15 protein-coding genes are annotated in these 21,251 nt (G+C 74.1%); 12 read left to right on the top strand and 3 right to left on the bottom strand.

Features of this window, described 5'->3' with window-relative positions:
• A partial coding sequence (ligA, locus tag VEW93_02135) for an NAD-dependent DNA ligase LigA (GenBank protein HYI60584.1) occupies positions 1-1,629 on the top strand: 1,629 nt, incomplete at its 5' end.
• 62 nt (positions 1,630-1,691) lie between these two features.
• A complete protein-coding gene (locus VEW93_02130) occupies positions 1,692-2,720 on the top strand; it encodes an AraC family transcriptional regulator (GenBank protein HYI60583.1) in 1,029 nt (342 codons plus the stop codon).
• On the opposite strand, the gene VEW93_02125 is transcribed toward VEW93_02130, so the two are convergent.
• Complete coding sequence (locus VEW93_02125; GenBank protein ID HYI60582.1) at positions 2,708-3,316, bottom strand: hypothetical protein; 609 nt, start codon at positions 3,314-3,316, stop codon at positions 2,708-2,710. The two genes, VEW93_02130 and VEW93_02125, sit on opposite strands and share 13 nt — an antisense overlap.
• Before the next feature lie 112 nt (positions 3,317-3,428).
• On the opposite strand from VEW93_02125, the gene VEW93_02120 reads away from it, so the two are divergent.
• Both VEW93_02120 and VEW93_02115 read left to right on the top strand, forming a co-directional pair.
• Positions 3,429-5,639: a PASTA domain-containing protein gene (locus tag VEW93_02120; GenBank protein ID HYI60581.1), complete on the top strand. Its 2,211-nt coding sequence runs from the start codon at positions 3,429-3,431 to the stop codon at positions 5,637-5,639.
• Between the two features lie 87 nt (positions 5,640-5,726).
• Positions 5,727-7,247: an MFS transporter gene (locus VEW93_02115; protein HYI60580.1), complete on the top strand. Its 1,521-nt coding sequence runs from the start codon at positions 5,727-5,729 to the stop codon at positions 7,245-7,247.
• Positions 7,248-7,285: 38 nt separating this feature from the next.
• On the opposite strand, the gene VEW93_02110 is transcribed toward VEW93_02115, so the two are convergent.
• Complete coding sequence (locus VEW93_02110) at positions 7,286-8,905, bottom strand: hypothetical protein (protein ID HYI60579.1); 1,620 nt, start codon at positions 8,903-8,905, stop codon at positions 7,286-7,288.
• Between the two features lie 298 nt (positions 8,906-9,203).
• Between VEW93_02110 and VEW93_02105 the strand changes: the two genes are divergently transcribed.
• Complete coding sequence (locus VEW93_02105) at positions 9,204-9,614, top strand: SCP2 sterol-binding domain-containing protein (protein ID HYI60578.1); 411 nt, start codon at positions 9,204-9,206, stop codon at positions 9,612-9,614.
• 69 nt (positions 9,615-9,683) lie between these two features.
• On the opposite strand, the gene VEW93_02100 is transcribed toward VEW93_02105, so the two are convergent.
• Positions 9,684-10,325 carry a TetR/AcrR family transcriptional regulator gene (locus tag VEW93_02100; protein HYI60577.1) on the bottom strand — a complete coding sequence of 214 codons (642 nt, stop codon included), beginning with the start codon at positions 10,323-10,325 and terminating at the stop codon, positions 9,684-9,686.
• Between the two features lie 218 nt (positions 10,326-10,543).
• Between VEW93_02100 and VEW93_02095 the strand changes: the two genes are divergently transcribed.
• The 7 genes from VEW93_02095 to VEW93_02065 all read left to right on the top strand — a co-directional run bounded on the left by VEW93_02095 (position 10,544) and on the right by VEW93_02065 (position 21,007).
• Positions 10,544-11,296 (top strand): alpha/beta fold hydrolase, encoded by a 753-nt coding sequence (locus VEW93_02095; protein ID HYI60576.1) that lies wholly within the window; start codon positions 10,544-10,546, stop codon positions 11,294-11,296.
• Positions 11,297-11,462: 166 nt separating this feature from the next.
• Complete coding sequence (locus VEW93_02090; protein HYI60575.1) at positions 11,463-12,317, top strand: hypothetical protein; 855 nt, start codon at positions 11,463-11,465, stop codon at positions 12,315-12,317.
• A gap of 64 nt (positions 12,318-12,381) precedes the next feature.
• On the top strand, positions 12,382-12,684 hold the full coding sequence (gatC, locus tag VEW93_02085) for an Asp-tRNA(Asn)/Glu-tRNA(Gln) amidotransferase subunit GatC (protein ID HYI60574.1): 303 nt from the start codon (positions 12,382-12,384) through the stop codon (positions 12,682-12,684).
• Complete coding sequence (gene gatA / locus VEW93_02080; GenBank protein HYI60573.1) at positions 12,684-14,123, top strand: Asp-tRNA(Asn)/Glu-tRNA(Gln) amidotransferase subunit GatA; 1,440 nt, start codon at positions 12,684-12,686, stop codon at positions 14,121-14,123. Before gatC ends, gatA begins: the two co-directional genes overlap by 1 nt.
• Positions 14,120-15,631: an Asp-tRNA(Asn)/Glu-tRNA(Gln) amidotransferase subunit GatB gene (gene gatB, locus VEW93_02075; GenBank protein HYI60572.1), complete on the top strand. Its 1,512-nt coding sequence runs from the start codon at positions 14,120-14,122 to the stop codon at positions 15,629-15,631. The genes gatA and gatB overlap by 4 nt, the downstream gene beginning before the upstream one ends.
• A 355-nt stretch (positions 15,632-15,986) precedes the next feature.
• The gene (locus tag VEW93_02070; GenBank protein ID HYI60571.1) at positions 15,987-19,151 is read left to right on the top strand and encodes a DUF4214 domain-containing protein; all 3,165 of its coding nucleotides are present in this window, start codon (positions 15,987-15,989) and stop codon (positions 19,149-19,151) included.
• A gap of 389 nt (positions 19,152-19,540) precedes the next feature.
• Positions 19,541-21,007 (top strand): hypothetical protein, encoded by a 1,467-nt coding sequence (locus VEW93_02065; protein ID HYI60570.1) that lies wholly within the window; start codon positions 19,541-19,543, stop codon positions 21,005-21,007.
• Positions 21,008-21,251: the final 244 nt, after the last annotated feature.

Here is a 21,251-nt window from a genome sequence, read left to right as displayed (position 1 = left end):
GGTGCCCTTCGCCAGAAGGACCCCACCGTCACGGCCCGCCGGGAGCTGTCGCTGTGGACCTACCAGGTGGGCGAGGTGCGGGGCGGCCCCGTGGTCACGACGCACCACGAGACCCTCGAGCACCTGCGCTCGCTGGGGCTCCCGGTCAACCCGGAGATCCGCCGCGTCGAGACGCTCGACGAGGTGTACGAGTACTGCCAGCACCGCCAGCAGCACCGGCACGACCTGGCCTACGAGATCGACGGCGTGGTGGTGAAGGTCGACGACCTGGCCCGGCGGGGGGAGCTGGGCTTCACCACCCGCGCCCCCCGGTGGGCCATCGCCTACAAGTTCCCCCCCGAGGAGCGCACCACCCGGCTCCGCTCCATCATGATCTCGGTGGGCCGCACCGGCCGCACCACCCCCTTCGCCCAGTTGGAGCCGGTGTTCGTGGGCGGGGCCAACGTGAGCCAGGCCACGCTGCACAACCAGGACCAGGTGGCGGCCAAGGACGTCCGTGAGGGCGACGTGGTCGTCGTGCGCCGGGCCGGCGACGTCATCCCCGAGGTGGTCGGCCCCGTCCTGCCCCGCGACGACCCGAGCCGACCCCGGTGGACGTTCCCCACCACGTGCCCCTGCCCCCGGCGCTCGAGGTTGGTCCGGCCCGAGGGGGAGAGCGACACCCGCTGCGTCGACCTGGAGTGCCCGTTCCAGAGGGCCGGGCACATCGAGCACTTCGCCGGCCGGGGCTCGATGGACATCGAGGGCTTCGGCGAGCTGCGGGTCCGGCTGTTCCTCGACCTGGGCCTCATCGCCGACGTGGCCGGCCTCTACGAGATCGACTGGGACCACTTCTGGGCCCTGCGGACCCTGATCAACGACTGGTTCGTGGCCGCCCTGGCCACCATGCGGGAGCGCCGGGGGGACCCCAAGGCCAGGGGCTACGACCTCGCCCCCTCCGACGTGACCTCCACCGCCCCCGACGGCGCGACCGAGCTGCTGGGCTCTGAGCTGGCCGGGGACCTGGCCGCCGACGTGGCCCGCTTCGTGGCCACCGCCGACACCTTCCGGGGCTTCGAGGCCAAGGCCATCAGCAACCTCCAGGCCGCCATCGACGCCTCGCGCCAGCGCCCCCTGGCCCGCCTGCTGGTGGGGCTCAACATCCGGCACCTGGGCCCGGCCGGGGCCGAGGCCCTGGCCACCGCCTTCGGGCACCTCGACGCCATCGAGGCCGCGGAGGCCGAGACCATGGCCGCGGTGGACGGTGTGGGGCCGGTCATCGCCGGGGCGGTGCGGGAGTGGTTCGACGACCCCGAGCACGCCGCCCTGGTGGCGCGCCTGCGCCGGGCCGGGCTCAACCTGGAGGGCCCCGAGCGTCCCGACATCGAGCCCGTGCTCCTGGGCAAGGCGGTGGTGGTGTCCGGCACCCTGGACGGCTTCAGCCGGGACGAGGCGGCGGCGGCCATCAAGGCCCGCGGGGGCAAGAGCACCGGCGCCGTGTCGGGCAAGACCTACGCCCTGGTGGTCGGGGCCGACCCGGGGGCCTCCAAGCTGGCCAAGGCCGAGAGCTTCGGGGTCCCCGTCCTGGACGAGGCCGCCTTCGTCCACCTGCTGGAGACGGGCCAGCGGCCCGGCGACGACGGGGGCTGACGGGGCCCGGGCCGGGAGGCCCCCGCCCGGCCGGCGCCGGGCCAGCGTCTACGGTTCCGCCTGTGGACGTGCTGGCCGGACTGCTCCAGGGGCCGTGTGCCCGCGGCGCCACCGTGTTCCGGTCCGTCCTCGCCGCCCCGTGGGCCCTGCGCATCGACGACGACGCCACCCTGGGGGTGGTCACCGCCGTCCGGGGTGACGCCTGGCTGGTGACCGGCCGGGGCGACCCGGTGCACGTGCGGGCCGGCGACGTCGCCCTCCTCCACGACGTGGGCGCCTACACGGTGGCCGACGACGTGGCCACGCCGCCCCAGGTCGTCGTCCACCCCGAGGCACGGTGGTCGCCGGCCGGCGCGCCCGGTGAGGTGGCGCCCCTCAGCCGCCGGCCGTGGGGCCGGGACCGCGTGGGGTCGACGGTCCTGCTGGTCGGGGCCTACCACTCCGACGGCGAGCTGAGCCGCCGGCTGCTGGACGCCCTGCCCCCCCGGCTCGTCGTCTCCGCCCGCGAGCTCGACAGCCCGTTCGTGACGCTGCTCGACGCCGAGGTGACCAGCGGTGCCCCCGGGCAGGACGCCGTGCTCCAGCGCCTGCTCGACCTGGTCGTCATCCGGTCCGTGCGGACCTGGTTCCTCCGCCCCGAGGCCGATCCGCCGGCCTGGTACGCGGCCTACGCCGACCCCATGGTGGCCGCCGCCCTACGGCTGCTCCACGCGGATCCGGCCCGGGCCTGGTCGGTGGAGAGCCTGGCCGACGAGGTGGGCGGCACCCGGACCACCCTGGCCCGTCGCTTCGTCGATCGGGTGGGCGAGGCGCCCATGGGCTACCTGGCCCGGTGGCGCCTCAGCCTGGCCGCCGACCTGCTCCGGGCCACCGACGACGGCCTGGCCGCGGTGGCCCGCGAGGTGGGCTACGGCACCGTCTACTCCCTCAGCACCGCCTTCAAGCGGGTGCACGGCATCAACCCCTCGCACCACCGCAAGGCCGGCAAGGCCGAGGACGCGGCCAAGGCCGAGCGGGCCCGGGCCGTCGGCCGGGGGGCGGAGCCGCCGGCCCCGGCCCAAGCCCAGGCCCGAGCCGCTCAGACGGTGTAGATCGAGTAGCTGAAGGTCCGGGCCGTCTGCTCGCCGTCGGCCACCCGCCAGTAGCGCACGGTGATCTGCACCTCGCCGGTGTCGAGCTCAGTGATGGCCTGGCCCGGCCCGGGGCGGAACAGCACCCGCTCCCTGTTGTTGGGCCGGGGCCCGAGGCGGCGCTGGTCCTCGGTCAGGCGCTCGTAGGCGTCGGTGCCGGGGACGACGGCCCCCTCCATCTGGGCCTCCGGGATGGCGGTGCCGTTGATGGTGAGGCGCCCGTCGTAGCCCTGCTCGAGGATCACGCCCACCGTCGACTGGCGGATCACCCGGCCCCCGGGGGCGGGGGTGAAGCTGGCGATGGCGGGCTGGGCGTCGGTGCGGCGGTCGGTGTCGCCCCCGGACCGGCCGGCCACCACCAGGCAGCCCACGGCCACCAGCAGCAGGGCGGCGATCACCAGGCGCCGGACCGAGACCAGAGGCTGGGGCAGGGGGTCGCGGATCTCCCGGGCCCGGTGCTCCTCGTCGGCGGCGGTGGGGTCCACCGGCACCGGCGGGTCGTCCGGCTCCAGGCCGACGCCGGGGCCCGGCTCGTCGGGGGACGGCGGATCGACCATGGCCTCCCATCGTGCCAGCGTCCCGGTCCGGGGGGGACATCGGACGGGCCCGCCGGACGGCCGCCCGCCCCCCTCACCGGGCCGGCGGTGCTGGCGCCGTACTATCCCGGGGGTGGCGACCTCGCGCATGGCCGAGCAGATCGGTCGGGTGCTGGGCGGCCGCTACCGGCTGCGGGCCCCGATCGGGCGGGGGGCGTCGGCCCAGGTGTTCCTGGCCGACGACGTGCGCCTGCGCCGCTCGGTGGCGGTCAAGGTCCTGCACGACGCCCTGGCCGAGGACCAGGACTTCCTGCGCCGGTTCCGGGCCGAGGCCCAGGCCGCCGCGGCCCTGAACCACCCGCACGTCATGGCCGCCTACGACTGGGGCCAGGACGACGACGGCGTGCCCTGGATCGTCACCGAGTACCTGGGGGGCGGCAGCCTCCGGGCCGTGCTCGACCGGGGCCACCGCCTCACCCCCTCCCAGGCGCTGGTGGTCGGCCTGCAGGCGGCGCGGGGCCTCGACTACGCCCACCGGCGGGGCTTCGTCCACCGGGACATCAAGCCGGCCAACCTGCTCTTCGACGACGACGGCCGCCTGCGCATCGCCGACTTCGGGCTGGCCCGGGCCCTGGCCGAGGCGGCCTGGACCGAGCCCCAGGGCGCGGTGGTGGGCACCGCCCGCTACGCCTCCCCCGAGCAGGCCCAGGGCCTGGCCCTGAGCGGCCGGGCCGACGTGTACTCGCTGGCCCTGGTGGTGGTGGAGGCGGTCACCGGCCAGGTGCCCTTCGCCTCCGACACCACCCTGGGCACGCTCATGGCCCGGGTGGGCCGGCCCCTGGTGGCCCCCGACGGACTGGGCCCGCTGGGCGGGCCGGTGGAGGCCGCCGGCACGCCCGACCCCGACGACCGCCTCGACGCCCGGGGCCTGGCCGTGGCCCTGGCCCGGGTGGCCCCCGCGCTGCCCCGGCCGGCACCGCTGCCCCTGGCCGGGGCGGTGGAGGTCGACCTGGCCCCCGACCGCGACCCCACCACCCTGGTGGGGGACCGGCTCCCACCCGACGACCTGGAGGTCCCGGCCTTCGTGGCCGGTCCCTCCCCGGCCGGGGGCGGCCCGCCCCTCGCCGCCGGGAGCGATGCCGGCCCCGGCCCCCGCCCCGCCGGGGACGAGGGCGAGGTCGACCTGACCGCCCTGGAGGCCACGTGGCGGCCGGTGGCCGGCCCCGGAGCAGGGACGGTCTGGCCCTCCTCCCCGGACGTCGCCCCCAGCGACCCGCCGGCCTCCGAGCCCGTGGGCGAGGACCACACCGTGGTCGACCCGGCGTGGGCCCGGGCCCCGTCCGGGGCGGGAGAGCCCACCATCCGCTCCGGGGGGGCCGACGGGTACGCCGCCGCCGACGACGGGGGGGACGACGGCGAGCCGTGGGACCCCCGCTCGCCCACCGGTCGTCGTCGCCGCCGGTGGCCGTGGACGGTCCTGGCCGTGCTGCTGCTGGCCGGCGCCGGCGTGGCCGCCGGGCTGCTGGTGGCCGACCTCACCGCCAGCGCCCCCACCCACCGCCTCCCCACCGTGGCCGGGTCGACCGAGGCCGCGGCCCGCTCCGCCCTCACCCAGCTCGGGTACCGGGTCGCCGTCGACCACGAGCGCCGCGACGGGACCGCGGCCGGCGAGGTGCTGGGCACCCGGCCGGCGCCGGGCACCGAGGTGGAGGAGGGCGAGGCGGTCACGCTGGTGGTCTCGGCCGGGCCCACGCTGGTGGACCGGCCCGACCTGGCTCGGGGCCTGCCCCGGGCCGAGGCCGAGGCCCGGCTGGTGCGGGCCGGCCTGGTCCCCGCCGTCACGCCCCGCTTCGACGAGGAGGTGCCGGCCGGTCAGGTGGTCGAGGTCGAGGGCGGCCTGCCGGAGCGCCTGGAGCGGGGGACCGAGGTGGGCCTGGTGGTCTCCCAGGGCCCCGAGCCCCGGGCCGTCCCGGACGGCCTGGTGGGAGCGGCCCGGGACGACGCGGTCGCCGCCCTGGAGGCACTGGGCCTGGCGCCGGTGGCCGAGGAGGCCTTCAGCGACGACGTGGCCGCCGGGCTGGTCATCTCGCTCGATCCCGGGCCGGGGACGCAGGTGGAGCGCGGGGGCGAGGTGGTGGTGGTCGTGTCCCAGGGTCCGGACCTGGTGACGGTGCCCGATGTCAGCGGGGCCGGTTCACTGCCCGACGCGGTGGCCCTGCTGGAGGCCGAGGGGCTGGCCCCCGGCGAGGCCCGGGGCCCGGCGGCCGGCACCCCGGCCGGCACCAGCCCCGCCGCCGGGGAGCGCGTCCGCCGGGGCGCCGAGGTCGACATCCTCCTCGACTGATCGAGGCGGGCCGGGCGCCCGGTGGCCGGCGCCGCGGGCGGGCAACCGAGGAGGACTTGACCGGCTGGTCAAGTAGGGTGCCGCCCCATGGTCGACGACGAGGCGGGGGCCGCCCCGGGGCCGGCGCCGGCCGGCGACGACGTGGCCGCCCTGCGCACCGATCGGTCGCCGCGGGCCATCCTCGTCACCCTCCTGCTCGGCCTGTTCACCGTCAACGTGACGATCACCATCCTGGCCGTGTCCATCCCCCGGATCGCGGAGGACCTGGGCTCGCGCCAGAGCACCCTGACCTGGGTGGTCAGCGGGCCCATCCTGGCCTTCGGCATCATCGGCCCGGCGGTGGGCAAGCTCGGCGACCTGTGGGGGCAGCGGCGGGTGTTCCTGCTCGGCCTGCTGGGGGCCACGGTCAGCGCCGCGGCCAGCGCCGTGGCCTGGGACGCCGGGTCGCTCATCGCCTTCCGGGTCCTGGCCGCGGCCCAGGGGGCCGCCACCGGGCCCGCCTCCTTCGCCCTCATCTCCCTGGTGTTCCCGCGCTCCCAGCGGGTCCGGGCCCTGGGGTGGTGGTCGATGGTGGCCGCCGGGGGCCCCGTCGTCGGGGTGGTGATCGGCGGCCCCCTGGTCTCTGCCTTCGGGTGGCGGGCCCTGTTCGCCGGCCAGGTGCCCCTCACCCTGGTCGCCCTGGCCGTGGCCGCCCGGGTCCTGCCCGAGACGCCCCGCCGGACCGAGAGTGGCCGCTTCGACTGGCCCGGGGCCGTCCTGCTGGCCCTGGCGGTCACGCCGGTGCTGGTGGCGCTCAACCTGGCCCCCCGGCGGGGGTGGTCCGACGCGCTGGTGGTGGGCGGCTTCCTCCTGTCCCCCCTGGCCGCCGTGGGCTTCCTGGCCCAGGAGTCCCGGGCCCCGCACCCGTTCCTGCCCACCCGGTACCTGCGGCGCCGCAACTTCGCCCTGCCCATCCTCATGCTGGGCCTGATGAACGCCACCTACATGGGCAGCTTCGTGCTCACCCCGCTGCTCATGCAGAACGTGCTGGGCTACTCCGAGACCCGCACCGGCCTGGTGTCGACGGCCCGGCCCCTCAGCTTCGCCATCGCCGGCCCGCTGGCCGCCCTGGTGGTGGGCCGGTTGGGCGAGCGCCTGGCCGGCGTGGCCGGCGCCGCCGCCATCGCCGCGTCCATGGTGTGGATGTCGACCATCGGGACCGGCACGCCGGCGCTGGTCATCGTCGGCGGCCTGGCCCTGGCCGGTGTGGCCATGGGCGTGTCCAACCCGGCCATGGCCTCGACCGTGGCCCACGCCGTGGACGAGGCCGACCTGGGGGTGGCCGGCGCCGCCCAGCAGATGGTCGTGCAGGTCGGCGTGACCTTCGGGATCCAGCTCATGCAGGCCGTGCAGCAGGCCCGGGAGGCCACCGTGGGCCTGGCCGACAGCTACCCGGCCGGCTACCTGGCCGGCGCCGTGCTGGCGCTGGCCTGCATCGTGGCCGCGGCCGGGGTGCGGCGCAGCTCCCGCACCGCCCACCCGGCCGGCGAGGTGCCGGGCGAGGCCGATGTGGTGGGGGCCGAGCTGGCCGGCGTGCCCGTGCCCTCCGCGGCCCCGGAGCTGGGGTGACGGGCTGACCGGGCTGACCGGGCGGGTGGCCCGTCCGGTCAGCCCGGGGGCTCGCTGGTGAGGGCGAAGGTGTCGGCCCGGAACCACTCGGCCGGCCTGAGCGAGGCGTACACCGAGTAGGTGAGCTGGTTGCCCGCCTCCTTGGCCACGTAGGTGCCGGTGATCTGGTGCCAGTCGGTGTCGGTGGCCGTCCAGGTCACCGTCCTGAAGCCGTTGGCCGGGGCGGCGCCGGTGGCCGGCCGCCGCTCCCGCAGGATCAACGTGACGGGCAGGCCGATCCGGCTGGCCCGGACCCAGACGGCGCCGGTGTAGGTGCGGCCGGTGACGGTGGCGGCGACGGGCGTGGGCTTCACGTTGAGGCCCAGGGTGCCCGTGGCCCCCGAGGTGTTGGCCACCTGGACGCTGCGGGCCCCGGCCTGGCCGCCGGCCTGGAGGGTGGGGCGCACCGAGCCGCTGTAGATGCCGGCGAAGCACGAGATCCCGGTCTCGACGCCGGTGTCGCAGGCGGCCAGGTGGTCGGTGGGCGGCGGGGGTGGAGGCGGCGGCGGGGGCGGGTCGGGGGGATCGGTCGGCCCCGTGGGGTCCGAGAACGCCGGGTGGTGGGCGAAGGCGTTGTAGCGGGCCTGCTCGGTGGGGTCGGCCACGCCGGTGCCGGTGTAGCCGACGCGGATGTCGTAGCTGCCGTTGGTGGTGTCGTAGGCCTCGTAGAGCTTGAGCCGGGGGAAGCGCCCCGAGTCGAGGGTGGCCCGGGCGTCGTCGTAGACGCGGTACGCCTCGGCCTGGGGGGCGTTCCGCCAGGAGCCCCACTCGGCCAGGCCCCAGGGCTTGGAGGTGTAGGCGTGCTGGGCGTCGGCCTTGGCCTCCAGGGCGTCGTAGAAGTACCCCACCTCGGGCTCCCAGCGCCGGCCGGGCCCGAAGTACGGGTCCCACATGACCCAGTCGACCCGGTCGTTGCCGGGCCACAGCTCGGGGAACAGGCAGTCCCAGCCCACGTAGCCCAGGTAGTTCATGACCCACACCACGTTGGTCACGCCGGCGGCGGCGAAGCGGTCCTGGACGTGGGCCCACATGGCCCGGTAGTCGGCCGGCGACCCGGCGCTGCCCTTCAGCCCCGGGCAGGCCGAGGTGCCGGGCGTGGCGAAGCGCTCGGGCTCGCCGAAGAGCGAGAGCATGATGCGGGCCGAGCCCAGGGCCCGGACCTGGCTGGCCATGGTGTCGATCTGGGCGTCGATCGAGGCGTTGCCACCGGTGGCGTCGGCCCACCGGTTGGCCGGCTTCCAGTTCAGGTAGAGGATCGAGCCCCGCTCGGCCACGTGGCGCTCGTCGGCCGAGAGCCGGACGTTCCCGGCGGCGTGGTACCAGTGCACGACGTCGACCTGGCGCCCGATGCGGCGCTCGTGGCCCTCGTACTGGGCCCGCATCGACCGGCCGACGTCGGGGTAGTGGTCGGCGACGACGCCCAACCAGGGCCGGCACGGGTTGACCAGGGTGGCGGTGACGGCGCAGGGCTCGGCGGCCGGGACGGCGGGCACCTCGACGGGTGCGGCCTCGGCGGGTCCGAGGGCGGCCCCGGCCAGGACGGCGCCCACCAGGAGCAGCCCCCCGGCCAGGCCGGCGACCCGGCGGCCGCTCCGGGGCGGTGGCGTGGTGGTGGTCATGGCTCCGTCTCGGTGTGTGGCGCGTGCGGCATCTGGCCCTCCCCGGGGCCGACCGTCGCATCGCCCCACCAGGGTGTCAAGAACGAGGCCACCGGCGAACATCAGAAAATAAGTGAACATCATGGAATAGACCGAGAAAATGCACAGAGAGTGGTGTCGAATGATCTGTCACGCCGTTCCGTGGTCGCCGGGCGGCGGGCTGCCCCCGGGTGCTCGCACGGCGCGTGCAGCGACCGGTCCCGGCCACAGCCGGCCCGCGGGTAACGTCCGGGCTCCGCAACCCACCGGAGGAGAACCCGTGGCGCAGTTCCTGAGTGAGGAGTGGCTCGATGGGGCCAAGGCCATCCGCGAGGAGTACCGGGGCAAGTCCGGGGACTCGCCCCACCAGGTCAAGATGAACCTGGTCATCAAGGAGTGCCCCGACGGCGTGGGGGACGGCGGCGTGGTCAACGCCCACATGGACTCCACCGGTGGCGAGATGGAGATGGACCTCGCCCACATCGAGGACCCCCAGCTGACCGTCACCCTGCCCTACGAGACGGCCAAGGCCATCCTCGTCGACGGCAACCCGCAGGCCGGGATGCAGGCCTTCATGTCGGGCCAGATCCAGGTGACCGGCGACATGACCAAGCTCATGGCCATGCAGTCCGGCGCCGTCGACCCGGTGCAGGCCGAGATCGCCGGCAAGATCAAGGCCATGACCGACTGACTGACGGGGCGGCCGCTCGAGTCGCCCACCGGTGGCGGGGCCACGGCCCCGCCACCGCCGCGCCCGGGCTCAGGCCGGCCGCAGGGGAACGGCCAGCACGCGGCGGGCGATCTCCTCGTCGGCGGCCAGCGAGCACACCACGAAGCGGCCCACGAAGGCGGCCAGCTCCCCGGTGGGCACGCTGACCCGGCCGGTGCGGTGGAAGTGGCCGTAGTAGCCGACGGCGCCGACCACCCCGTAGGCCAGGAGCAGCGGGTCCTCGTCGCGGATGGTGCCATCGGCGATGCCCAGGGACACCAGGGTGGCCACATCGGCGGCATGGACCTCGGTGCCCTGGCGGAGCACGTCGGTGAACTGCTTGTCGAGGCTCTCCACCTCGATCAGCGAGAAGAAGTGGGCGTGGGTCGACATGTAGGTGACCGACGCCGCCGCCCCCTGGCGGATGCGCAGCAGGGGCTCGGCCCCGGGATCGATGGCCTCGGCCTGGGCCCGCCGCAGGCGGAGGCGGTTCTCCTCCACCAACTCCCGGAACAGGGCCTCCTTGTTCTCGAAGTACCAGTAGAAGAGGCCCTTGGCCACACCGGCCCGCTCGACGATGTCGACGATGCGGGTCTCGTCGTAGCCCCGGACGGCGAACAGCTCGGCGGCGGCGTCGATGAGCTGCACCTTGCGCTCGCGGCCCTGGGTGGTCAGCTGGCGGGCCTCAGGCACCGCGGGCCCCGGGAGTGGGAGGGCCGCCGCCGGCGGGACGGGTGCGGCGGGAGGTGGCGGCGGTCACGGGCGGCAAGGACACCAGAGCCTGACCCTCCGGTCAACCCTCCGGGCCCGGCCGCCGGCCAGGCCCGGGGTGGACCGGGTGGGCCGCCGGGGAGTGGGGGTGCCATCATCGGCCCGTCCAGGGCAGGGGGCCGTGGACCCGAGGAGGCCCCGTGACGGCACCGATCATCCCAGGCGCCGGCCCGTTCCGGGCCGCCGGCGACGACCGGGGCGTCCTGGTCCTCCACGGCTACACCAGCAACCCCCTGTCCATGCGCCCGGTGGCCGACGCGCTGGCCGCCGAGGGCTTCACCGTCGAGCTGCCCCTCCTGCCCGGCCACGGCACCGCGGTCGAGGACCTGGTCCCCACCGCCTTCACCGACTGGCTGGCTGCCGCCGAGGCGGCCTACGCCGAGTTGGACGGGCGGTGCCGGGCCGTCGCCGTGGTGGGGCTGTCCATGGGCGGGGCCCTCACCGCCTGGCTGGCCTCCGAGCACCCGGAGATCGCCGGGATCGCCTGCCTGAACGCCATCGTCTCCCCGCCCGACGGCATGCGGGAGGCCCTCGAGGAGATGCTGGCCTCGGGGATGGAGGTCATGCCGGCCATCGCCTCCGACATCGCCAAGGAGGGCGTGGTCGAGTCGGCCTACCCGGAGACGCCCCTGCGCCCCCTGCTCACCGCCTTCGACGCCGCCGCCGACCTCGAGGGCCGGCTGGGCCGCATCTCCTGCCCGGTGCTGATCGTGACCAGCCCGCAGGACCACGTGGTGGACCCGGCCAACGGCGACGTCCTGGCCGCCGCGGTCACCGGCCCGGTCGAGCGGGTCACCGCCCCCGACAGCTTCCACGTCGTCACCCTCGACCACGACGGCCCGACCGTCACCGCCGCCGTCGTGTCCTTCTGCACCAAGGTGCTCACCCCCTGACCTGCCCCTCCCCGCCGCGGCGGCTGCGACGGCGGCGTCGGCCCACCCCGGTCACCACGGCTCGCTTCACCGGCTGACGCCTCGGCCAGCACGTGCCGGCAGCACATGTCAGACTGCTGCGATGACGCCGCCTGCCTCTCGTCGCCCCCTTGCCGCCCTCGTCGGGGTGCTGGCGCTGCTCGCCACCGGGCTGGCCGGTCCGCCGGCCGGTGCGGGGGCCCCGCCGCCGCCCGAGCCCGTCGTGGTCGACATCGCCATCTTCCTCCCGTCCTCGACGCACCTGTACCGGGACTGCGACGACGTGGTGCGCCCGATCCCCGACCCCTCGGGTGGCCTCCTCGCCCGGACCGGCCCCCTGCTGTCCGAGCTGACGGTGACGGTGGAGGTCATCGGGACCCTGGCCGGAGAGGTCGAGGACCCGCCCACCTCGGTGACCTTCCCGGTCGGCCGGGATCAGGTCCCGGTCATCCTCGACTTCGTCGGGGCGCCGGGGCCCGGCACCATCGGCCTCCGGGTCCTCGACGGCGCCGACTACGACCTGGGCCCGAACTCCTCCGCCACCGCGGACGTGGCCGCCCCTGAGGTGGGCATCGACTGCGACGACCCCTTGGCCGACGCCCCGGCCCTCGGTCAGCCCCTCCGGGACGACCAAACCATCCACGTCGGTGAGGTCCCGGTCCCCATCGGGCTCTACGAGATCCCCTTCGTCCCCGGCGCCCCCCGCTCGGCCATGCCCCGCGATCTGTCGCAGCCCACGGCCGACACCTTCGACACGCCGGTGGTGGGCGCCCTGCCCCCCGGCCTGGCCTACGCCGACGACACCTGGAGCGGGGCGGCCACCACCCCCGGCACCTTCACCTTCGCCGTGCGGTTGTGCAACGACGGTGAGCTGTACCAGACCACCTTCCCGGTGTGCCTGGGCACGGCCGACGTGCGGATCACCGTCCTGGGCGACGGTTCGGCCGGCCCGCAGGCCACGGCGGCCACGCCGGTCGCCACCACGGCCCGCTTCACCGGCTGAGTGAGCGCCGGGCTCCGGCCATCGCCTTCGGGGCGGTCGGGGGACCGGCCTACGATGCCGGGCCATGTCCCCGAGGATCACCCGCGACGCCGTGGCCCACGTGGCCCGCCTGGCCCGGCTGGAGCTGGCCGACGACGAGCTGGAGACCTTCACCGGGCAGCTGGGTGACGTGCTGGACCACGCCGCCGACGTCGAGGCGCTGGACCTGGCCGACGTGGCGCCCACCGCCCACCCCCTGCCCCTGGGCACCGTGCTGCGCCCCGACGTGCCCGGCCCCACCCTGGAGCCGGCCGAGGTCCTGGCCGTCGCCCCGCAGGTCGAGGCCGGCCGGTTCCGGGTCCCGCCCATCCTGGGCGAGGCGCCCTAGTGGCCGCCGACTCCTTCATCTCGGCCCGTGAGGTGGCCGCCGGCGTGCGCCGGGGTGAGTGGACGGCCCGCCAGCTCGTCGACGAGCACCTGGCCGCGGTGGAGGCCGGCGACGGCGAGATCCACGCCTTCCTCCACGTCGACGCCGAGGGGGCCCGGGCCGCGGCCGACGCGGTGGACGCCACCGTGGCCGCCGGCGGTGATCCCGGCCCCCTGGCCGGCGTGCCCGTCGCCCTCAAGGACAACCTGTGCACCCGGGGGGTGCCCACCACGTGCGCCTCCCGCATCCTGGAGGGCTGGCTCCCGCCGTACGACGCCACCGTGGTCGAGCGCCTGGTGGCCGCCGGGGCGGTGCCGGTGGGCAAGACCAACCTGGACGAGTTCGCCATGGGCTCCTCCACCGAGAACTCGGCCTACGGGCCCACCCGGAACCCCGTCGACGTCACCCGGGTGCCGGGCGGGTCGTCGGGGGGCAGCGCGGCGGCGGTGGCCGCCGGGTTCACGCCCCTGGCCTTCGGGTCCGACACCGGGGGCTCGATCCGCCAGCCCGCCGCCCTGTGCGGGGTGGTGGGCCTCAAGCCCACCTACGGGCGGGTCAGCCGCTACGGCCTCATCGCCTTCGCCTCCAGCCTCGACCAGGTCGGCCCCTTCTCCCGCACCGTGGCCGACGCCGCCCTGGCCCTCCAGGTCATCGGGGGCCACGACCCCCGCGACGCCACGTCCACGTCGGAGGCCCTGCCCGACCTCCTGGCCCACCTCGACGACGGGGTCCGGGGCCTGCGGGTCGGCGTGGTCACCGAGATGCTGGACATGGACGGCGTCGCCCCCGAGGTGGCGGCTCGCACCCGGCAGGCGGCCGACGCCCTGGCCGCGGCCGGGGCCCACGTCACCGACGTGTCGGTCCCGGCGGTCACCTACGGGCTCTCGGCCTACTACCTGATCGCCCCGGCCGAGGCCTCCAGCAACCTGGCCCGCTTCGACGGCGTCCGCTACGGGCTGCGGGTCGACGCCCCCACCACCCACGAGATGATGGTGGCCACCCGCACCCGGGGCTTCGGGGCCGAGGTGAAGCGGCGCATCATGCTCGGCACCTACGCCCTCTCGGCCGGCTACTACGACGCCTTCTACGGTCAGGCCCAGCGGGTCCGCACCCTCATCGCCCGCGACTTCGCCGCCGCCTACGAGCGCTGCGACGTGCTCCTGTCGCCCACGTCGCCCACCACCGCCTTCCCCCTGGGCGACAAGACGGCCGACCCGCTCACCATGTACCTCAACGACGTGTGCACCATCCCGTCCAACCTGGCCGGCCACCCCGCCATCTCGCTCCCGTTCGGGGCCGACGGCGCCGGCCTGCCCATCGGCGTGCAGGTCATGGCCCCGGCCCTGGGCGAGGTCGACCTGCTCCGCACTGCCCGGGCCATCGAGGAGGCGGCACCGTGAAGGACCCCGTCGTGGACAGCCCGGCGGTCACCCCGCTGGCCACCGTGGACAGCGACGAGGTCCTGACCGTGGAGGCCGGGGGCACGACCTATGAGCTGGTGTGCGGCCTGGAGGTCCACGCCGAGCTGGCCACGGTGACCAAGATGTTCTCCGGGGCGCCCAACCACTTCGGCGACGCGCCCAACACCAACATCGATCCCGTCACCCTGGGGCTCCCGGGCACGCTCCCGGTGGTGAACGAGAAGGCCGTCGAGCTGGCCATCCGCTTCGGCCTGGCCACCGGGGGCGAGGTGCGCCGCTCGGTGTTCTCGCGGAAGAACTACTTCTACCCCGACATGCCCAAGGACTTCCAGATCTCGCAGTACGACCTGCCCATCGTGTCCGACGGCAGCCTGGAGCTCCCCGGCGGGCACGTGGTGGGCATCGAGCGGGCCCACCTGGAGGAGGACACCGGCAAGTCCACCCACGTGGGGGGCGACGGCCGCATCACCGGCGCCGAGTACTCCCTGGTCGACTACAACCGGGCCGGCGTGCCCCTGCTGGAGATCGTGTCCCGGCCCCACGTCCGCACCCCGGAGCAGGCCCGCCAGTACGTGTCCGAGCTGCGGGCCATCCTGGTGGCGGCCGGGGTCAGCGACGGGAAGATGGAGGAGGGCTCGCTGCGGGTCGACGCCAACGTGTCGGTCCGCCCGGTGGGCACCGACGCGCTGGGCACCCGGTGCGAGATCAAGAACCTCAACTCGCTGCGCAGCCTGGGCCGAGCCATCGAGTACGAGGCCCGCCGCCAGGCCGACCTGCTGGCCGCCGGCGAGCGGGTGGTCCAGGAGACCCGGCACTGGAACGAGGAGGAGGGGCGCACCAGCACCATGCGCTCCAAGGAGGAGGCCGACGACTACCGGTACTTCCCCGAGCCCGACCTCCTGCCCGTCGACCCCGACCCGGCGTGGGTCTCGGCCATCGGCGCCGCCCTGCCCCCCATGCCGGCGGCCCGGCGCCGCAAGCTGGCCGACGCCGCCGAGGTGGCGCTGCCCGACGAGACGGTGGCCCTGATCGTCGAGCGCGACCAGGACGCCCAGGCCCACGAGGCCATCGAGGTCGGGGCCGACCCGGCCCGGGTGCTGGTGCACGTCAGCCAGAACCTGGCCGGCGAGGGCGGTGCCGACCTGGCCCCCGAGCGGCTGGCCGACGTCATCGCCCTGGAGACCTCCGGGGCCCTGACCGCCACCCAGGCCAAGACCGTCCTGGCCGAGATGCTGACCAGCGACGCCACCCCCGAGGACATCGCCGCCGCCCACGGCTTCGAGGCCATGGACGCCGGGGCCCTGGAGGCCCTGGTCGACGCGGTGATCGCCGAGCGGCCGGAGGAGTGGGAGCAGTTCCGCACCGGCGACGACCGGGCCCGGGGCAAGCTCACCGGCTTCTTCGTGGGCCAGGTCATGCGGGCCAGCAAGGGCCAAGCCGACGGCAAGGCCGTCACCGCCCTGCTCCGCCAGCGCGCCGGCCTCTGACCTCGGGTCCCCCGGTCGCCCGGCGGCGACGGGAGCCGCTCTCGGGCCCGCCCTCGTGCCGTGACGGCGTCCGCCTCTTTGCTTCTGAAAGGCACATCGCGCAGGTTCAGCAAGGTTTGGTCTGGAAGGGTGGCGATGACGGCTTGCCGGACCCTCATGTGTCTGCCGAGTGTCGAAGCTGGTTTGTTCATCGACAGGGGGAACTCCTCATCATGTTGTCCAGACGTTCGCTCGTTGCACTGACCCTCGCGGTCGTGTCGACGGTTGCCTTCGCTTTTGTCCCCCCCCCCCAGGGGTAGCTGCAGCCCCCGGGGCTGAGAGCTCGCCCCGAGCGAATGAGAACTTCACGCTCTCCATGGTCGAAGGAGAGCTGGCCATCCGGGACGCCGAACCGGTCGCCATGGAGCACCCGACCTCCATCTCCGGCACCGTGGACACCGAGTCCGGGGCCATCACCGCTGGGGCGTTGACCACCCCGGAACTGTCCTTCGAACGCCCGGTCACCGAGCTGCTGACGGCGACCGCGTTCATCGACGTCACCTTCTCCCCGGCCGCGCCGGCCACCGGATCCGTCGACTCCGACGGCCGCCTCGTCCTCGACCTGGCCGTCACCGTCGACCTCCATGTCGAGGTCGTGCCCGAGGGCGGCACCACGCCGATCGGGATCCCCGGGGACTGCACTGCTACTCCGGTCGACCTGAACCTGCGCGCCGCGGAGGGTGCCCCCTACGACCCCGGGGCCGGCACGGTCACGGTCACCGACGCCGACTTCACCGTCCCCGCCCTCGTCGAGACCGACGACTGCGCTGACATCATCGTCGAGGCCATCAACGAACAACTGGCCGGGCCGGGGCACCGCCTCAGCCTCAGCCTCCAGGGCCATCTTCCCCTCCCCCCGCCCCCTGGGTGCGACACCACCACCCTGATGGCCGTCCTCCCCGAGGACACGTCACCTCTGGGCGAGGCGGTGCAGCTCGACGCCACCGTGGAGACGGTGGCAGCAGACCCTGAGTGCAGCGAAGCCGCGGCCAACGGTGACGAGTTGGCGGGCGTCGTCGAGTTCTATGCCGACGGGGACCCCATCGCGTCTGCGGACCTCGACGGATCAGGTCAGGCAACGGTTACGACCACCACTCTGTCGGCCGGCGTCCGCACCCTCACCGCCCGCTATCGAGGCCTGGCGCCCTTCAGCCCCTCGGGTTCGAACGAGGTCGGTCACCTGGTGACCGCGCCACCCCTCATCACCTCCACCCTCCCGCCCTACATCGAAGTCGGCTCGGGACCCGCCGAGTTCACCATCGACATCAACGCCACCGACTTCACCGCCCCCGTGACGGGCGCCCACCTCGACCTCACCGCGACCCGCAACCCGGGCAACAACCTCAATCCCCAGATGATCTCGGTCGAGATCTTCAAGGACGGCAGCTGGGAACCGGTGGCTCTGGCCGCAGCCCCGAGCCTCTTCACCGTCGTCGGTCGCGTGAGCACCTTGGACATCGCGCCCGGGGACGTCATCTCCACCCGCCTGCGGGTGAGCGCTGGTGCCCCCAACCCGCAGACGCCCTCGACCGGACCCTTGCACGTGGCCTTCGAGTTGGTGCCCCCAGGCTCGGGGCTCGCCGCCGCGCCGTCGCCGGGGGCCCTGGTCCGTGGCACCGTGGCGACCACGCTGGTCGGCGCCACCCGGACCCCGACCACGCTGACCCTCGGTGTGTTGGCCATCCCGCCGATCTCGCCCCACACGGCCCGACAGGGCCAGACCATCGTCGTGTCCCCCGGCAACGTCCGTTCGACGGGCACGGGGGCTGTCCCGGTCGGCTTCCTCGACGTCCTCGTCGATGGGGATCCGGTCGGCATCGCCCTGGTCTCGGCGGGCCTGCTCAACCCCGGCGACCAGCCGCGCATCGCTCTGGGCGGGTCCAGCAACTCCACCCCATCGGTGATGTTCCAGCTCCCGCCCAACGCCCGCACCGGCACGCGTCAGGTCACGGTGCGGTACTCCGGCGACGCGGTGTTCGAGCCGTCACAGGTTTCGGTGCCCATCACCGTGGTCCCTGCGGCGGGCACCGTCTATGAGTGTCGAGCCGAGTCGGCCCCGCCAGTGAGGTTCCGGGCCAACGTCGTCGCTCAGGCCAACCTGCCGTCGGCGATCCCGTCCGGCACCGATGTCCTTCTCGATCATCTCGCCGTCCGGGTCCTGACCGATCGGAGCGGCACCACCACCAACGCCTTCAACGGCCTGCTCGCTGACAACGCCATCACCCAGGTCGGTGATCCCACGTTGCTGGGCGTGGCCTTCGGGTTCGGTCCGGCCGGCAGTGGGGCGGCCACCGCGGTGAGCCGGTCCTTCGGATCCCGCATGCCCAACACCCCCAACCCGGCCACGGCCGACATCGACCAGGTCATCGATCCTCGGGGTGAGACCGGGACCGTCCGCGTCGAGGGCGCGGTGGGCGAGGTCGTGCCGGTCACCCTCGACTCCATCCAGATCGAGACCTTCTCGAACGCATTCCCCCTCCCGGTCACCTTCCTGTGCACCCCGGTCGGGGGCGCAGTGGAGTTGGGTCGGGTGCGGGTGTCGGGGGTGGAGGTGTCGGTGGCTCCGGCGGGGGTGTCGCGTGCGGGTGATGCGGTGGTGGTGACCGCGGATGTCGGCGATGAGCTGGCGGCGGGGGTGGTGGAGTTCCGTGACGGTGCCTCGACGATCGGTGTGGTGCCGGTGTCGGGTCGGACGGCGTCGTTGTCGACGCGACGCCTGGCTGTGGGTGGTCACAGCTTGAGCGCGCGGTTCTTCCCGCAGCCTCTGTCGGCGATGCTGGAGTCGGAGGTGGTGCCTCACACGGTCTTGCCGGAGCACGATTGTCCGGACTTCGCCGCCGGGGGGAACGGGGCGGTGGTGCGCCTGGTGTACCTGGAGCTGCTGGGTCGGTGCCCGGACCAGGCCGGGTTCGATCACTGGACCGCTCGCCTCGACGGCGGGGCCTCGCCTGCGTCCTTCGCTCGCGCCATCGCTCGGACGCCCGAGGCCGTGGGCCGGGTGGTCGACGATGCCTACGAGACCATGCTGGGCCGGGACCCCGACGGGCCGGGTCGGGCGTTCTGGGTAGGTCGGTTGCAGGCCGACGGCCGGTATGACCGGTTGCTGGCGGAGCTGGGATCGTCGGAGGAGTTCTGGGAGAAGGCCGGGTCGACCGACACCGGGTTCGTGACCCGGGTCTACGAGCGGCTGCTGGGCCGGGCACCGGATGGGCCGGGCTTGGCCCATTGGGAGAGTCGCCTGTCCGCTGGGGTGTGGCGTCGGACGCTGGTGATCACGTTGGCCAGGCTGGATGAACCGCTGGGTCGTATCGTGACCTCGTCCTACGGCGAGATCCTCGATCGGGCGCCGTTCCCGGGGGAGCGGGCCGAGGGGATCGTGTTCTTGCGGGCCACGGGTGATCGTTCCGGGCTCTACGCCGAGCTGATCGGTCGTCCCGAGTTCTCGACGCGGGCGCAGAACTTCCCCAACCTCGACGACTGACCCGCACCCTGATGGTCCCGGCCCCTCGGCACGAGAGCCGAGGGGCCGGGTGAGTCCCGACATGCCCCTGCTGGGGGCGTGTCGGTTCGAGCCCGGGTTCGATGCACCTGCCGGCGTCGCTTCCCTTCGTGGGCTCCGTGGTTGCCGCCCGCCCCTCCCCCCGGGGCGGGCGGCAGCCACCCAACGGCAGATGGCGGTCCGGCCCGAACGGTGGCCACACGAACGGCGGGCGGCCTCTCCGGGCGCGGGGCCATTGCTCGCCGGGCGGACGCCCGCGGACCGTCGGCCGCCCTCTTGTTCCCTCATCGATCCGAAAAGGTCATCCCATGTTCCAGAAAGTGTGTCTGTCCCTTCGTCCTCGCCGTCGGTGGCGACCTGTCCTGGGGGTCGTGTTGTCGGCCCTGGTTGTGGTGGTGACGGCGGCGGCGTGTGATCCGTCGCCACCGGTGCCGGAGAACGCGCCGTACTGGAATCCGGGCACCACCGTGGACGCCACCACCCGGGGCCCGTTGGTGCGCATCGAGTGGGACGCCACCACCGGCGGCGACCCGGCCGCGTCGTATCAGATCAACCTGACCACCTATTCCGGCACCGTGGTGGCCCTGGTCCCGGCGTCGGTGCGCTCGTGTGACATCACCGGCTTGGCCGCCAGCACCAGCTACACGATCGTGGTCACGGCCCGCGACGCCCAGCAGCACTGGAGCGGCCCGCTGTCGGGCACGAAGGGGAACCGGACCACGACCATCACCACCACCTCGCACGGTGGGTCGGGGTCGTTGTGGTGCCATCCCACCGCTGACACCGACGGCGACGGCCTCCCCGACGCGTTGGAGACCGACGACGGTACCTACACCAGCGCCAGCGACGCGGGGACCGATCCGGCCAACCCCGACACCGACAACGACGGCATCAGCGACGGGGAGGAGGTCCTGGGCCGGCCGGGTCTGAACCTCATCGGCATGGGCGCTCGCCCGACCCGCAAGGACCTCCTCATCGAGACCGACTGGATCAGCAATGCCACCTGCTCCATCCAGCCCACCACCACCAAGCTCGCCCCCATGGTCACCGCGTTTGCCGACGCCCCGGTCACCAACCCCGATGGCAGCACCGGGATCAACGTCATCGTCGACCGGGGCCAAGGTGGACTCTTCACCGGCGGCACCCAGGTCCCCGACCCCGATGGCACCCTCGACGGCCGGTTCACCGGCCAGAACGTGGGCGGCTCGCACTTTGCGGCGACCAAGGCGGTCCACTTCGACCCGATCCGCAAGGACATCTTCCACTACTCCATCGCCCACAGCGGCAACGGCTGGGCCTCCACCGCCGAGATGAGAGGCGACGACACCTACGTCAGTGGCGGTTGCGGTAACGGCAACGCCCTCGGTTACCCCGGACATCTCATGCACGAGATGGGCCACAACCTCGGTCTCAGCCATGCCGGAACCCATGAGGGCCTCCCTGGACCGTCGTGGCTGTGCGATGACCCGCCTCAGGACTCCAACTGCGTGTCCAAGACGTCGATCAACTGGAAGCCCAACTACGTCTCGGTCATGAACTACATGTACATGACCGGCCTGGACGACTCCTGCCGCGACAACAACTACGCCCCCTGGACCGGACCGATGTGGCTGGATTACTCCACCGGCACCCGGCCCACCATCGACGAGGCGGCCCTCGACGAGTTGACCGGGATCTGCAACGGCGTCGACTTCGACTTCGACGACGACGGCATCATCGACACCACCCCCTACCCGCATGACTTCACCGCTGACGGGGTCATCACCCCCCTCGCCGACCACGACGACTGGGACCACGTCGACCGTCTCGGCCTGGCCGATTTCGTCGGCGACGACTGACGACGCCCGCCCCCGGGGAGGCAGGACGGTCCTGCCTCCCCGTCGTGGCACCGGGGAAGTCACGCCCCCGGGAGCGTGACTTCCCCGGTCGCCCGATGACCGTCCGGCCCGATGCCTGGTTGCTGCCGCTTCCTCGGGACGGGGTCCCGTCCGCCTCGCAGTGGGTGGGGATCCCCTTCCACCGGGCCCGGTCGCCCCGACCGGGCCGGGGTTGCGTAGCATCGGCCGGGACCCGTGGGTGGGT

Source organism: Acidimicrobiales bacterium (genome assembly GCA_035630295.1).
Lineage (GTDB): Bacteria > Actinomycetota > Acidimicrobiia > Acidimicrobiales > Iamiaceae > Iamia.
This window is presented reverse-complemented; position numbering and strand designations above follow the sequence as displayed.